The sequence below is a fragment of the Fluviicola sp. genome (assembly GCF_030151805.1).
Taxonomy (GTDB): domain Bacteria; phylum Bacteroidota; class Bacteroidia; order Flavobacteriales_D; family Crocinitomicaceae; genus Fluviicola.
In genome coordinates this window covers 1-15620 of sequence record NZ_JASLCN010000411.1, presented here as the reverse complement: position 1 = coordinate 15620, position 15620 = coordinate 1, and the positions used below count along the sequence as shown (strand labels likewise).

13 protein-coding genes and 1 pseudogene are annotated in these 15620 nt (G+C 43.3%); 9 read left to right on the top strand and 5 right to left on the bottom strand.

The genetic code is table 11. From position 1 onward, the window contains the following. The coding region (locus Q1V93_RS15525; protein ID WP_300665913.1) for a gliding motility-associated C-terminal domain-containing protein at positions 1-1597 on the top strand (1597 nt) is incomplete at its 5' end. Positions 1598-1610: 13 nt separating this feature from the next. Then, positions 1611-2519 carry a hypothetical protein gene (locus Q1V93_RS15520; RefSeq protein WP_300665912.1) on the top strand — a complete coding sequence of 303 codons (909 nt, stop codon included), beginning with the start codon at positions 1611-1613 and terminating at the stop codon, positions 2517-2519. A gap of 65 nt (positions 2520-2584) precedes the next feature. Here Q1V93_RS15520 and Q1V93_RS15515 read toward each other — a convergent pair whose 3' ends face one another. After that, positions 2585-3316 (bottom strand): TlyA family RNA methyltransferase, encoded by a 732-nt coding sequence (locus Q1V93_RS15515; protein WP_300665911.1) that lies wholly within the window; start codon positions 3314-3316, stop codon positions 2585-2587. A 218-nt stretch (positions 3317-3534) separates the two neighbouring features. Here Q1V93_RS15515 and Q1V93_RS15510 point away from each other — a divergent pair, with 218 nt between their 5' ends. From Q1V93_RS15510 to Q1V93_RS15500, 3 genes are read left to right on the top strand one after another with little or no spacing between them, the layout of a single operon-like run. Further along, the gene (locus Q1V93_RS15510) at positions 3535-5313 is read left to right on the top strand and encodes a gliding motility-associated C-terminal domain-containing protein (RefSeq protein WP_300665909.1); all 1779 of its coding nucleotides are present in this window, start codon (positions 3535-3537) and stop codon (positions 5311-5313) included. A 12-nt stretch (positions 5314-5325) separates the two neighbouring features. Continuing rightward, complete coding sequence (locus Q1V93_RS15505) at positions 5326-6228, top strand: hypothetical protein (RefSeq protein ID WP_300665908.1); 903 nt, start codon at positions 5326-5328, stop codon at positions 6226-6228. A gap of 10 nt (positions 6229-6238) precedes the next feature. Beyond that, a complete protein-coding gene (locus Q1V93_RS15500) occupies positions 6239-6520 on the top strand; it encodes a hypothetical protein (RefSeq protein ID WP_300665907.1) in 282 nt (93 codons plus the stop codon). Positions 6521-6597: 77 nt separating this feature from the next. Here the strand turns inward: Q1V93_RS15500 and sufD are convergent, their stop codons facing one another. The 4 genes from sufD to Q1V93_RS15480 all read right to left on the bottom strand — a co-directional run bounded on the left by sufD (position 6598) and on the right by Q1V93_RS15480 (position 10538). Continuing rightward, positions 6598-7866 carry a Fe-S cluster assembly protein SufD gene (gene sufD, locus Q1V93_RS15495; protein ID WP_300665906.1) on the bottom strand — a complete coding sequence of 423 codons (1269 nt, stop codon included), beginning with the start codon at positions 7864-7866 and terminating at the stop codon, positions 6598-6600. Positions 7867-7876: 10 nt separating this feature from the next. Further along, on the bottom strand, positions 7877-8632 hold the full coding sequence (gene sufC, locus Q1V93_RS15490; RefSeq protein ID WP_300665904.1) for a Fe-S cluster assembly ATPase SufC: 756 nt from the start codon (positions 8630-8632) through the stop codon (positions 7877-7879). Between the two features lie 121 nt (positions 8633-8753). Next, positions 8754-10199, bottom strand: a complete 1446-nt coding sequence (sufB, locus tag Q1V93_RS15485; protein WP_300665903.1) for a Fe-S cluster assembly protein SufB — start codon at positions 10197-10199, stop codon at positions 8754-8756. 15 nt (positions 10200-10214) lie between these two features. Further along, the gene (locus Q1V93_RS15480; protein ID WP_300665902.1) at positions 10215-10538 is read right to left on the bottom strand and encodes an iron-sulfur cluster assembly accessory protein; all 324 of its coding nucleotides are present in this window, start codon (positions 10536-10538) and stop codon (positions 10215-10217) included. A 453-nt stretch (positions 10539-10991) separates the two neighbouring features. Here Q1V93_RS15480 and Q1V93_RS15475 point away from each other — a divergent pair, with 453 nt between their 5' ends. The 4 genes and pseudogenes from Q1V93_RS15475 to Q1V93_RS15460 all read left to right on the top strand — a co-directional run. Then, positions 10992-11306, top strand: a complete 315-nt coding sequence (locus tag Q1V93_RS15475) for a hypothetical protein (RefSeq protein ID WP_300665901.1) — start codon at positions 10992-10994, stop codon at positions 11304-11306. Position 11307: 1 nt separating this feature from the next. After that, positions 11308-14115, top strand: a complete 2808-nt coding sequence (locus Q1V93_RS15470) for a gliding motility-associated C-terminal domain-containing protein (protein ID WP_300665899.1) — start codon at positions 11308-11310, stop codon at positions 14113-14115. Between the two features lie 169 nt (positions 14116-14284). Next, positions 14285-14575 (top strand): hypothetical protein, encoded by a 291-nt coding sequence (locus Q1V93_RS15465; protein ID WP_300665898.1) that lies wholly within the window; start codon positions 14285-14287, stop codon positions 14573-14575. Then, positions 14572-15620: pseudogene (locus Q1V93_RS15460) on the top strand (hypothetical protein); the annotation flags it as partial. The gene Q1V93_RS15465 and the pseudogene Q1V93_RS15460, both read left to right, overlap by 4 nt.

Below are 15620 nucleotides of genomic sequence, written 5' to 3'. Positions count from 1 at the left end.
AAATTCAACCTTTGCTGTTCCCGGAAATTTTATCATCGGAACCGTGTCCCAGGTCAATGGAAACGGGGGCTATTTTGTGGAACAGGATTGGGTTAATAACGGAACGTTTAATGCTGGAACTTCTACTGTTACCTTATTCGGAAATACACAGCAATTCATCACAACACTGAATGCTGTTTCAACCGTATTTAATCAGTTGATTCTTACAGGAACCGGAACTGGTAATAACCGGAAGAAAACATTGGCCGGTGTCAATGCTTCAACCGGAATAACCGGGATTCTGCAATTGAATGACCGTGAACTCGAAACTCAGACCAATTCTTTTTTTGTATTGAATCCGTCTGTGACAGCCGTAACGTATCTGAATACCTTCGGATCAGAAGGCTTTGTAAGCAGTTTGACTCCCGGAACCTTTTCGCGCTTGACCAACCAGGCTTCGGCTTATGTGTTTCCTACAGGATCCAGTGCCGGAACGTTGCGTTTCAGACCTGTGGAGTTAACTCCTTCAACAAATGCGGCTGCTCAATATACAGCTCGTTTGAACAACGTCGACGCATCAATAGATAATTTTGATCGATCACAAACGGATGATTTGACCTGCTCCCTGAATCCGAACTATTATCATTCCATCGAACGGGTTGTTGGTTCAGCCCCTACAGATTTGCGTTTGTTCTATGTTTCCGCGTCGGATGGAAATTGGCCGGCAATGGCGCAATGGCAGAACCCGGCTTCCGAATGGACAGATATGGGTGCTACAAACGGGGCGGTTTCCGGTGGATTTGATACACGAACAAAAACGGCCTGGAATTTTGTTGTTCCGGGTCATCCGTATATTCTTGCGCGTTTGCGTCCGGAAGCTCCTCAGCTGAATTGCCCGGATGTGTGTGAAAACTCTATTGGAAATGTATTTACACTTACCGGAACCACGACCAATTACCAGTGGACTTTTCCTTCCAATGCATCGTTGATTTCAGGGCAGGGAACAAGCACTGCTGAAGCTAACTGGCAATCCGGATCAGGACAGGTTTCAGTGGTAGCAATTGATGGGAATGGTTGTAGTTCCTTACCCGTTGTTTGTACTCCGAACATCATACCGAATGCAGAAGTTGATTTTTCATTCACTGAAAACGGAACGAACTACCAGTTTACGGATCATACACCCGGCGCAGTTTCCTGGGTTTGGGATTTTGGAGATGGCTTCGGTTCGGCTGTTCAAGCTCCTTCACATACTTATTCCGGAATGGAGGACAATTACCTCGTAACGCTGGAAGTAACGAATGCCAATGGTTGTATTGGCAAGGGCTCGCAAGTTGTTGAGTTATTCTCGGAAATAACCGTACCGAACATTTTTACTCCTGATAATGATGGAATAAACGATGTCTTTTACATCAAAGCAATTGGGGTAAAAGAGTACGATTTACAGATTTTTAACCGTTGGGGAAACCTGGTCTTTACTTCAAACAGCCCGAATGTAATCTGGGACGGGAGATCTGACGGGAAATGGATGGAAGAAGGTGTTTATTTCTATAAACTGAAAGCCTCTTCCAATACGAAAGAATACCACTATCAGGGAAACATAACACTTATAAGAAATTAATCAGCTAAAAAAAATGAAAACACACACGAAAACCCTGCTTGCTTCTGTTACAATTTTATTGAGCTTCGGTAAAGGAAACGCTCAAAACAACGTGGGAATTGGTACAAACACACCGAATCCAAATGCAATTCTGGACATGCAGTCAACTACTCAGGGAGTTTTGGTTCCCCGCTTGACAACTGCACAGAGAAATGCCATTGCGGCGCCAACCGAGGGCTTGTTGATTTATGATACAGATGTGAATTGCTTTTTCTTTTATGAAAGCACTGCTGCTGTTTGGCAGAATCTTTGTGCCGGAGGCGGAGCCGGAACTCCCGGACCACAAGGTCCCGTAGGTCCTGTGGGAGCAACGGGTCCTCAGGGTCCGGCTGGTGCGAATGGCGCTGCAGGCGCAACTGGCCCACAGGGACCGGCCGGACCAGCAGGTGCTGCCGGATCTCAAGGTGCAGCGGGAGCAACCGGAGCAACCGGTCCTCAAGGCCCGGCAGGAACGACCGGACAATTTGGAGGAACGGTTTATACGACCAGCCAGTTAGTATTGACAACTGCTATGACAACCTATACTTTGGTTCCGGGATTGACACAAACAATTACTGTTCCTGCAAATGCAAAAGTGTATATTTCAAGTGACGGCGGATTTCAAAATGCAAACACAGGAGTTGTTCACGGAGTAGCTGATTTTGCTGTTTTTATTGACGGCGTTGCTTCAACGTTACAGCGAAGAGTTCCTGCAGCGAATTCTGCCTCTCTGGGGCAAATTATTTCGCAGTGGAGCTTGTCGAGTGTGTTTAATATGACAGCAGGATCACATACCATTCAATTGCGGGCAAAATACGCTGAGGGAACGGCACAATTAAATATCGGAAGCGCAACAGCTGATCTGATCAAAGGGAATTTATCTATTCTGATCATTAAGGAATAGATCAAAACAAAATTCAAATAAAAAATCCCGTCTTGGTTTAACCTGGACGGGATTTTTGTTGCGATTTATTTTTTACGTGCAAAGAGTAAAAATTCCTTGTTTCCGTCTCCACCGATAATCGGAGAGTCGATGATTCCGACAACTTCAAAATTCGAATCGCTGACAGACTTCTCGATCCGTTTCAAAATATCCGGATAAACCGAGGCGCTTTTAACAACTCCCTGTTTGTTCAGGAATTTCTTCTCCAATTCAAACTGCGGTTTGATCAGCGCAACGAGGATGCCATCTGATTCAACAAAACTGCTTGTAAACGGAAGTACTTTTTCCAATGAAATGAACGAAACATCAATCACAATTCCGTCCACCGGATTTGGAACGTGTGATGAGGTTAATTCGCGGACATGTGTTTTCTCAATATTGGTGATGCGCGGATTGCTTCGGATGCGTTCGTGAAGTTGTCCGTGTCCGACATCCACACAATAAACGTGGGCAGCGTCTTTACTGAGCAAAACTTCCGTGAACCCACCTGTTGAAGCTCCCAGGTCGATAAACGATTTTCCTGCTACCGGAATCTGAAAGTGTTCAATTGCTTTTAACAATTTCAGCGCCCCGCGGGATACCCAGGTTAGTTCTTCGTTTAACAGCAAAATGTTGGCATCCAGCGGAATTTTCTTTCCGGGTTTTTCAACGGAAATCCCATTGACTAAAACGTCTCCGTTTTTAATCAATTCTTCTCCTCTGGTTCGTGAAGTTACCAAACCACGGTCGACCAATAATTTGTCTAAACGTTCTTCCATACTACAAAAGTAATCGAAGTGAAGCAATTGCTTCTATATTACCGATTATTTAACCCAATTCTTTGATTATAAACTTTGTTAGAATTTAATTTCACAAAACTGTTTAATCATTCACGTAATTTCAATAAAATCAATAGGATAAGCAACTATTTTTTAAATTATAACGTTTAGTTTTTAGTAAGTTAATTTATATTTACTCTAACATTAATTGAAACCCCATGAAACTACTAATTGGTGTACTACTAGCATCATTATGTCCTTTTCTCTCGTTCGGACAGATGTTTTACTCAAACGGAGCCTTAATTTCAGTTTCTTCCGGAGCGATTGTTCAGGTAAACGGAGGTGTTGAATTGGCCCAAACAACCAATCTGACGAATAACGGTTCTGTAACAATCACCAAAAATTCCACTTTCCCGATCCCCGGAACATTTCAAATAGGGGCGAACTCTACAGTAAGCGGAAACGGATTTTATCTTGTTGAACAGGATTGGATCAACAACGGGATTTTTAACGGAGGAACTTCTACCGTGACACTTTTCGGAAATACCCAGCAATTTATTACTTCCACAAACGGAGTTTCAACGGTTTTCAATAACTTGATCCTTACCGGAACGGGAACCGGGAACAACCGAAAAAAAACGTTGCAGGGTGTCGATGCAACTACCGCTACGTCCGGAACGCTTCAGTTGAATTCAAGAGAGTTGGAAACACAAACGAATTCTTTTTTTGTAAAGAATCCGGCGGTTGCTGCGGTATCTTATTCAAACACGTTTGGGGCCGAAGGTTTTGTGAGCAGCATTACACCGGGAACACTTTCCCGAATTACCAATTTTGCAAGCACCTATATCTTTCCAACCGGATCAAGTGCGGGAACATTGCGTTTTCGTCCGATTGAATTAACACCTCAATCCAGCCTGGGAGCGGAGTATACCGTGCGTTTCAATAATTACGATGCGAATGCGGATGCTTTTGACAGATCTCAAACCGATGGCAACATGTGTGCATTGAATCCGGCTTACTATCATTCCATTGAGCGTGTGATCGGTACTGCTCCGACGGATATTCGCATGTTTTATGTGATTGCAGATGACGGAGACTGGACCGGAATGGCACATTGGAGAACTGCCAGCTCGAATTGGAATGATATGGGAACCACAACCTCCAATATCAACGGAGGATTTACGACCAGAACGAAAGCTGCGTGGAATTTCCCGAATCCGGGACTCCCTTATATTTTGTCGACAGTAAAACCTGGTCCGCCAACATTGAATTGTCCTACAATTTGTGAGAATACAACAAACAATGTATTTACCGTTAGCGGAGGTTCCGGAAATTTCCAATGGACTTTCCCCTCAAGCGGAACGATTACTTCCGGGCAGGGAACATCAAATGTAACGGTTGATTGGACAACGGGAACCGGACAAGTAACGGTTATTGACCAGGGAACAAACGGATGTTCTTCCCAACCGGGAAATTGCACTCCGACTGTTAATCCTTCACCATTGGCGCAATTTACTTACACGGAAGACGGATCGAATTACAGTTTTACAGATCAGACAAACGGGGCTGTTTCATGGAACTGGTCATTTGGAGACGGAAACGGATCTTTAAGCCAAAATCCGGATCACGTGTATGAAGATGGCGGAGATTCCTACCCTGTTACATTGATCGTTACGAATAACAATGGTTGCGTGGGAAGTGCTTCGCAAACGATTCAAATCTTCCATGATATCGTCGTTCCGAACATTATTACACCGAATAACGATGGTACAAATGACTTTTTCCTCATCAAAACTTCAGGTATCAAAACATATGATTTGGTGATCGTCAACCGATGGGGAAATACGGTTTTCGTATCGAGTGACCCGGCGCTTACCTGGGACGGAAAAACAAACGGGCAGCCGGTCGAAGACGGGGTTTACTTTTATAAACTGAAAGCAACCTCTGCTACTAAAGAATACAACTATCAGGGTAACGTAACAGTTATCAGAAACTAATCAAAAAGTATCATGCAACAAAAACAGAACTTACTTGCTGCCTTCGCTCTGATCTTCGGATTGAATGCGGCTTATGCGCAAAACAACGTGGGAATCGGTACTGCGACTCCGAATCCGAATGCCGTTTTAGAAATGCAATCGACAAGTCAGGGGGTCTTAGTGCCGCGAATGACTACTGTGCAGCGAAATGCAATAGCAGCCCCAACTGAAGGGTTAATGGTTTATGATATAGATGTGAATTGCTTCTTCTTTTATGAAAGTACTGCGGCAGCATGGCAAAACCTGTGTAGTGCCGGGGCAACCGGTCCTCAAGGTCCGGCAGGCCCCGCGGGTCCACAAGGAGCGGCTGGTGCAGCCGGTCCAGCTGGCGCAGCGGGTGCAACAGGTCCACAAGGACCAGCAGGAGCTCAAGGTCCGGCAGGCCCGGCTGGTGCGGCGGGAGCCGCAGGTGCAACGGGCGCTACAGGCCCGCAAGGCCCTCCGGGAGTGATTGATAAATATCATGTTTACGGTACGGCGGGAAGAGCGGCAGTTACTTCAACTGTTGCAACGCTTCAGCCCGGAATGACTCAGACAATTAACCTGGCAGCTTCTTCGACGGTTATTATCTGGGCAACGATCGGAGCATTGAATACGGTAACAACAACCGGGGCATACTCGAATATTGATATGATCGTTTACGTGGATGGAAATTTCCTGCCAAGTGGGGGATGGAACCGTTTTTCTGTTGTGAATGGAACAGGTACGAATAGCTTCAGTACTTGTGCCATTAATACAATGATCACTTTGCCGGCAGGAGCTCATACGATTGAGTTGAGAACTGCACGCAGCAGCGGAACATCGAGTGTAAATATCGGTGGAAATGCTGCGCTGGACACGAATCCGGGAGAGATGACAATTATGGTGCTAAATTAATTTGCAGGTTATGAAACAACTTCTTTTAATCAGCGGATTGAGCTTATTGTCGACAGCGGCTTTTTCCCAACACATTTCTTCGGAAAGAAAAGTAACCATTACTCCTGTTCCTACGGAAGAAAAAGCTCCGAAGGAGAATACAACGGATTCGGTTGTGGTGAATTCAATGGGGAGAATGTCGAAACCCGTTATTCAGGTGGAACCTGTCATGAAAGAAACCCAGGCGGTTTCGAATACGAATAAACCTGGGCAGGTAACGACCATTAACTCGAGCGCTAAAAAACCAGAATGAGAATAGAGAAATAAGCCGAAATAAAAAATCCATCTGTCAACTGACGGATGGATTTCTGAATTTTATCGAGGATCGGATTATTCAATAACCCAATTGAATCGTTCTTTTAAAATGGAATGAATGCGATTCGTTACAGATTCATTTTCAATTTTCTGTAATACGTCTTCCACAAAAGCTCCAACCATCAACTGGCGGGCACTTGCTTCGCTCAATCCTCTTGCACGCAGGTAGAAAACAGCCTCTTCGTCTAACTGACCGGTGGTTGAACCATGAGAACATTTTACGTCGTCGGCATAAATTTCCAATTCCGGTTTGCTGTTAATAGTTGCGTCGTCGCTTAACAAAACATTTGCGTTTGACTGGAATGCATTGATTTTCTGCGCGTCTTTACGTACAAACACTTTCCCGTTGAACACAGCTGTTGCTTTTCCGTCGATAACTCCTTTGTAGAGCTCATTGGATTCGCAATTGGCAACTTTGTGATCTACGATCGTATGATTGTCTACATGCTGATTTCCGTTCAGAATGTATGCTCCGTTCAAATGCGTTTCACAATTTTGCCCGTTTACTTCAATCGTCAGGTTATTGCGAACCAATGTACCGTTTAAAGTAACGGTGTTGATTGTGAAGTTTGAATCCTGTTCCTGGTCCACCAACTCCGTAGAGATCTGAAAACATGATTCGTCTTCCTCCTGAAGTTTGTCGATAACCATTTTGGCATTTTTCCCTACGCGGATTTCTGAAATCACATTGGTGAAGTTTTCAGAACCGTCAACGGAAATAGAACGCTGAACAAAACGAACTTCAGAAAATGCTTCGGCTACCAACACGTGACGCAGATTCGAAAGAATGTTTTTGCCTGTATTGATCTGAATGATTTCAATAGTCGGCTCGATCTGCATTTTGGCAGAAACATGAACGTACAATCCGTCCGTTGCATATGCCGTATTGATCGCTGAAAAAACTTCTCCGTCCAAAGGAACAGCTGTTCCTAAAACGGCCGCTTCTGTTGCTTCCATTTGAGAAAGTGCTTCGATTTTTAATCCTTCAGGATAGTTTTTCGAAGAAAGTTCTGCTGAGAAATGCCCGTTTACAAAAACATACTGAATGGAATTTTCTTCTAAGCCGAAATTTCCGTTTACAGTCAGCGGATTTTCCTGAACGGATAAAGTGCTGTTTTTGATTTTTGCAACGCGCGTATATTTCCAGGCTTCCGTTTTTGTTGTCGGAAATGGAGTCTGATCTAAAACATCAAGTGCTTTCTGACGCAATTCCGGATTCAAAATAAAGGATCCGTTTAATTGCCAGTTTACGCTTGCTGCCGATTCTTTTTCAATAATTTGCATCTGAATAAAATTAGGAATGAGCAAATTCTGCTTTAATCCAATCGTAACCTTTTTCTTCCAATTCCAAGGCTAATTCTTTCGGCCCTGATTTCACAATTTTTCCATCGTATAATACGTGAACAAAATCCGGAACGATGTAATCCAACAAACGTTGGTAGTGTGTAATCACAATCGTTGCGTTTTTATCAGATTTCAGTTTGTTCACTCCGTTTGCAACGATGCGCAATGCATCAATATCCAATCCTGAATCCGTTTCGTCCAAAATAGAAAGTTTCGGATCCAACATCGCCATTTGGAAAATCTCATTACGTTTTTTCTCACCACCGGAAAAACCTTCGTTTACAGAGCGGGAAGCCAATTTTGCATCCAATTCCACGATAGCCGATTTTTCTTTTACCAGTGCCATGAATTCTTTCGCAGAAATAGCTGTTTCACCGCGGTATTCACGAATTTCGTTTAGTGCTGTGCGAAGGAAGTTAACGTTTGACACACCCGGAATTTCAACCGGATACTGAAATGCTAAAAATAAACCTTCTCTTGCACGATCTTCTGTTGCCATTTCCAGCAAATCCGCTCCGTCAAAATTTACTGATCCTTCAGTAACTTCGTATTCTTCGCGTCCTGCCAAAACGCTTGCTAGCGTACTTTTTCCGGCACCGTTTGGTCCCATGATTGCGTGAACTTCACCAGCTTTTACTTCTAAGTTAAGTCCTTTCAGAATTTCTTTTCCGTCAATCGACGCGTGTAAATTTTCAATTTTCAACATACTTTTATCTAAATTGCGATGAGTCGCGAATTGGTCTTTTCCATCCCCCTAAGTCCCCCTTCAAAGGGGGAAATGACTTCCTCCCTTGAGGGAGGATTGAGGAGGGTGGCTTTTTCTAATTTTATCCTACCGACCCTTCTAAACTGATGGTCAATAATTTTTGTGCTTCAACGGCAAACTCCATCGGAAGTTGATTCAACACTTCTTTGCAGTATCCGTTAACGATCAAACTGATTGCTTTTTCTTCGGAAATTCCTCGTTGCAAACAGTAGAAAATCTGGTCTTCCCCGATTTTGGAAGTCGTAGCCTCATGCTCAATTTTCGCACTTGGGTTTTTACATTCGATGTACGGGAAAGTATGCGCTCCGCATTCATCAGTCATCAACAATGAATCACATTGTGAGAAGTTGCGGGCATTGTGTGCGTTTTTATGAATCTGAACCAATCCACGGTATGAATTGTGGGATTTACCGGCAGAAATTCCCTTGGAAATAATCGTACTTTTTGTATTCTTTCCGAGGTGAATCATTTTGGTTCCCGTATCAGCCTGCTGGTAGTTGTTTGTTACCGCCACGGAATAAAATTCCCCGATTGAGTTATCTCCTTTTAAAATACAGGAAGGATATTTCCAGGTAACCGCAGATCCTGTTTCAACCTGTGTCCACGAAATTTTAGCGTTTGTTTCGCACAATCCGCGTTTCGTAACGAAGTTGAACACTCCACCGTCTCCGTTTTTATCTCCCGGATACCAGTTCTGAACCGTAGAATATTTAATTTCTGCATCTTTCAGAGCGATCAGCTCAACAACCGCTGCGTGCAATTGATTTTCGTCGCGCTGCGGAGCCGTACAACCTTCCAAATAGGAAACATAAGAACCTTCATCAGCGATTACCAATGTGCGTTCAAATTGTCCGGTGTTTGCTTCGTTAATACGGAAATAGGTCGATAATTCCATCGGGCAGCGTACTCCTTTCGGAATGTAGCAGAAAGATCCGTCTGTAAATACAGCAGAATTTAAAGCTGCGTAGAAGTTATCCGTTGAAGGAACTACAGAGCCCATGTATTTCTGAACCAATTCCGGGTATTCCTGAACGGCTTCAGAGAAGGAACAGAAAATAATTCCCAATTCCTTTAATTTCGATTTAAAACTGGTTGCAACGGATACTGAATCCATTACAAAGTCTACTGCAACACCCGTTAAACGTTGTTGTTCTTCCAATGAAATCCCCAATTTAGCCATGGTTTCTTTCATTTCAGGATCTACGTCATCCCAGCTTTCATACTTTTTGGTTTGCTTTGGAGCAGCATAATATGAAATTGCCTGGAAATCGGGTTTCGGATATGAAATATGAGCCCAGGAAGGTTCCGTCATTTCCGACCAGATTTTGTAGCACTTCAAACGGTACTCTAAAAGCCATTCCGGTTCATTTTTCTTAGCAGAAATAAAACGAATAATGTCTTCGTTCAATCCAATCGGAGCTCTGTCGGACTCGATATCCGTTGTAAATCCGAATTTGTATTCTGAATTTTCTAAATCTTTCGCTAAGTCGTTTTCTGTATAACCCATCTAAGTTTGTAATATTTATAAAGAGAAAGATTCACCGCAACCGCAGGTTCTTCCCGCATTCGGGTTTGAAAAAACAAATCCCTTCCCGTTTAACCCTCCGGAAAAATCCAAAACGGTTCCAACGAGGTATAAGAAACTTTTTTTGTCGACAACAACTTTGATCCCGTTGTCTTCAAAACTTTTATCCTCTGAGCTTTCCTGGTTGTCAAATGTGAGCTGATACATCAAACCGGAGCAACCTCCTCCTTCAACTCCAACCCGAATGAAATAACCGGCTTTTCCTTCGTCTTCCATTAATCGGATTGCTTGTTTTTTAGCTTGTTCTGTTACTGTAATCATGACAAGTATGTTGATTCTTTATTTAGATTAATTTTAAATAAAGCTATATTTCGTTGACAAAAATACCACATTTATGGTATTGGTGCAATAAAAAAGGGAAGATAATTGAGTATGAGTGTTATTTTAAGTGATGTTTTGTCCGGGGACTTGGGTGATTTGGTTTTTTTTCATTGAAACCTCCCATCTGACCGGTTTAAAAGTTGAAAGAGCTCATGAGTTCAGGAGCACGTTTTTTTGAACCTTTTAAACGCTTTGAATCGCATCAATAGTCCGGGGATTAAATGCGATAGAAATTATCGCTTGTATTTCAGATAGCCATTTGAATTTAAAACCGGAAGAACTTGATAAGTCAACGAAAAAAAACGTTGATAGAGTGCAACTTTTCTGAAGCGCGCCGCGTTATAACTAAGAAACATTTCTGAAACAACCATAATTTGTTATTCTGCTACTAAAATGAGAAGATTAATTTTTATAGGCTTATTTGTTTGTGCATCACATACACTTGGCCATTCACAGACAAACACCACCCAGCTACCTAATGGTGTAGTTGTTCATCAGGCACAAGGAGTTGAAGGTGCGCAGAAACCAAAAGTAATCGAGCAGGTTCCCGTTCGTACAATGCAGGATTGGACGCTTCCGGAATGTATTGACGCATTGACTTATGTAGAGATGAAGCTAAATGAAGCTGCTTCGTCTCAGCGCGAGTATTATCTGAATGAGAAAACTCGAATTACACAGCGAATCAACGAACTTAAAGGATCCCATTAAGATGAAAAAGTTACTTGCCCTTCTTGCATTAGCAAGTTCAATGTATGGTCATGCACAGTTGGTTCCAAACGGAAATTCGGGATCTTCTACGACAGCTTATACAAATGGTGCTCCGAATGATCCCATTTATATCTGGTGCGGAACAACACTTGGAGCACAACAAGGAAGCTTAACCGCAACTCCTACCAACGGAACAGGACCGTTTACGTTTAACTGGTATTACCACGATCAGGGAACTTCTTCCTGGCAGCTTTTAACGACTCAAACCGGAACAACTTCCACGATCTCGAATCTTGCAAGTGATGGTTACCGTGTAGAAATACGGGATGCTTCAAATAATATTACGGATTGTTATATCGCCTGGGTTTGGAATTTAAATACTGAAGTTACAGCCTCTAGTTCTTTATCCAATTGTAACAATGCGTCGTTGTCTTCTACGACCAATACGACAGGATCATTCTCTTATTACAATCCGCCACCACCGCAATCATTGATTAACGTGAACACACAGATTCAGGTTTGTTTTTCTGCCACGCATACCTACGTATCCGATTTGGCTTTTTATTTGGTCGGCCCTCCCGCTTGTGGTTCTCCAACAATTTTGCTTAGCCCGAATCCTGGAGCAAACGGACAAAACAACGTCTGTAATAGCGGAGATAACGTGAATAACCTTTGTTTTGTCACTTCCGGAGGTGGAAACTTAAATGTGTGTAATCCTGCTCCATCTTCTTTAGGAGGGACTTACAGTACATACGGACCCGGAAATACTCCGATCAACTGGTCAAGTCTGATTGGTTGTAATGCGGCAGCCGGAGGTTGGGCTGTTCAGATTTACGATTGTATCGGTGCGGATGTAGGTTCTTTGACCAATGCTCAGATTACGTTTTCGAATTTGACCTCTATTTGTGGTTCACCAACTTCTATTTCTTATGGTTCCGGTGCAATCAACTCTGCAATTAACGATAATTCATGTACTGCAGCTTCGGCTTCCATTTTCCAGGTTCCTGTATCACCAACTTTGTCGACGCCAATTACCATTAATGCAACGACTACTTTGTTGTGGACTTCCGTTCCTGCTTCAGGAATTTCAAACGGTACTTCTGCGAACGCTTCTGCGGGCGGGTTACCGGCTGGAGTTACCAATTTCACGATGACGGCGACAACATCTTATGGAACAACAACGTGTACTTCTTCTGCTTCAACAAGTGTAAACGTAATTTACCCGATAGTAAATGCAGGACCTGATCAAACAGTTTGTTCTGGTCAGTCGGTAACACTTACAGGTTCAGGAGCAGCGACTTATTCCTGGGATAACGGGGTGACCAATGGGGTTCCGTTTGTTCCTGGAGCAACTGCAACATACACAGTTGTTGGAACGGCTGCAAATGGTTGCCAGGCTTCGGATCAGGTTCTTGTAACTGTAAACACAACAATTCCTGTAAATGCAGGACCGGATCAGGCAATTTGTATTGGTCAGTCCGCAACACTTACCGGTTCGGGAGCAGTTATTTACACCTGGAATAACGGAGTGGTGAATGGAGTTCCTTTCAGTCCCACAACGACACAAACGTATACCTTGAATGCAACAGATGCATTCGGTTGCCAGGGAACAGACCAGGTAGTTGTAACGGTTAATCCGCTTCCGGTTGTTGATGCTGGACCAGCGTTATCCGTTTGTGCGGGAATACCTGTAACATTGAATGGTTCGGGAGCACAAACATATACCTGGAACAACGGAGTTGTAAACGGTCAGCCATTTACTCCGACTTCTACACAAACGTACACCGTGACAGGAACAAATTCCAACGGATGCAGCAATACCGATCAGGTTACGATTACGATCAGTCCTTCACCTATAGTGAACGGAGGTGCAGATCAGGCAGTTTGTCAAGGTGGATCGGTAACATTAACTGCAACCGGTGCGCAAACCTATTCATGGAGTAATGGTATTACGAATGGAGTTCCTTTTACTCCGGGTTCGACTACAATTTATACGGTTACAGGAACGGCTGCGAATGGCTGCCAGGGAAATGACCAGGTTGTTGTAACTGTCAATCCGATTCCTGCGGTTGATGCAGGAGCTAATCAAACGATTTGTGAAGGAAGCCAGATAGCTTTGAGCGGTTCTGGTGCGGCTACCTATGTGTGGTCCAATTCACTTCCGAACAACACGAATTTCACACCGCCGCTTGGAACAAATACCTACTATGTTACGGGAACAAGTGCTGCGGGATGTCAGAATACGGATTCGATAGTGATCACCGTTATTTTGGTTCCGAATTCAGTTCTTGGAAATAATACTCCGCTTTCAGGGTATCCTGGTTTGGTGGTTGAGTTTAACAATTCCAGCTTATATGCGAATTCATACGACTTTAACTTTGGGAACAACACGAACTATCATACGTCGAATATTTCGGCAACACCAAGCTCCGGTTATCAGATTCCGGGTACATACACGGTTGTTTTGACAGCAAGTAACGGAGTTTGTGAGGATACGAGTCAGTTACAGGTCATCGTGATTCCTTTCCCTCCGATAAAGGTTGTTATGCCGAATATCTTCACTCCGAATGGTGACGGAAACAACGATGTTTTCTTTATCCGCCTGGAGAATGCAATTTCAGTAGAAGTTACTATTGTAAACAGATGGGGAAATAAAATGGCTACAATCACAGGCTTAGATGGTTTCTGGGATGGACGATACAACGGAAATCTGGTGGATGACGGAGTTTACTTCTATAATTTCACGGCAACCGGATTGGATGGTATGACTACCGAAACAGGACAAGGAAACGTGCAGGTGATACGATAATCACCTGTTATGATTCAAACAGTTGATTTCTTTTCTGTTAAGGATTTTAAGTAATTAGTTGGTTTTGGCGATTTTTCCCTATTTTTGAATCGTTACTACTTTGTTTTACAAGTGCTTAGTGGATTTTCCGCTAAGCACTTCTAAACTGAACCATTTACTTACTACTACTATGAAAAGAATTGTTACCCTACAATTGTTTTTGCTTGCCGTTTCTTTTTCTGCATTTTCCCAGGAACAAACGAATAAACAGGCAAGCCAGACACGCATTGATTACTTGTATGTTTACGAGCAGTCAAAAACCCAGCCTTTGAACACTGTTTACGAACTGATTGATCAATGTTCCGCAACAGAGTTTAATAAACTTCACGAACATTTTACCTACAAAGCACGGGTAGAGCCTACTGACACCAATAAGGCAATTTTAGCGTACATCAAAAACCGCAAAAATCAGCAGAAATGAAGCATTTATTACTTCTGCTGACTGTGATTTTGTGTTCAGTCGGCTATTCCCAGCCACCATGCGGGTCGAATCCACCTGCAGGAAATACATGTGCAACTGCCACACCGATCTGTGAATTAAACGGATATTGTGGAAATACTTCTTCTACTTATACGGTTAATACCTGGAGTCAGTCCTGTGGTTTTTTAGGCTTGTTCGATTGTGGATTGACAGGAGAATTCTGTGGATCGATCGAGAATAATTCCTTTCTGACCTTTGTAGCGTCATCTTCCACAATTTCATTTGACGCCTGGGTTTTTAATTCGCTTTATGGAGACGGAATTCAAATCATGATCTTTTCCGCAAACAACTGTTCCGGAACCGTAACTTCTTACTACTGCAGCCAGCTGGCTCCTTCAACAAATTCGCAATCGGTTTCTGCTACGGGATTAACACCCGGAAACACCTATTACATCATGATTGATGGTTTTGCCGGTGATGTGTGTGATTATACTTTTGCCGCAAATACAGGGGTTGCAATACCTGTTGATGTTGTCCCGGTAAATTCCACGATTTGTGTGGGAGAATCAGTGAATCTGACCGCAACAGGAGGGAATGGAACATACACCTGGAATGCTTCACCGAATTTAAGCGGAACCACAGGGGCTGCGGTTACAGCAACACCTCCGGCTACACCAGGAACTTACACCTATACGGTGAATTCTGCAACAGGAAATCCTTTGTGTCCGTCGTCTACAACAGCAACTGCTACAATCGTGGTGAACCCATGCGGATGTTCGGTTACTGCAACCAATAACGGGCCGGTTTGTGAAGGAGTGACCACCGTGAACCTGTTTGCAACAACGATTGCAAATGCTACATATTCCTGGACAGGACCGAATGGATTTACCTCCAATCTTCAAAACCCGACGGCAGTTCCGGTTCCTGCAATTCCGGGAACTTATAATTTTGAAGTAACAGTGACGGATAATGGTTCTACCTGTACTTCCGTAACAACGGTTGTGGTTACTGCGCTGCCAAATGTGAGTGCGGGAACCAATCAATC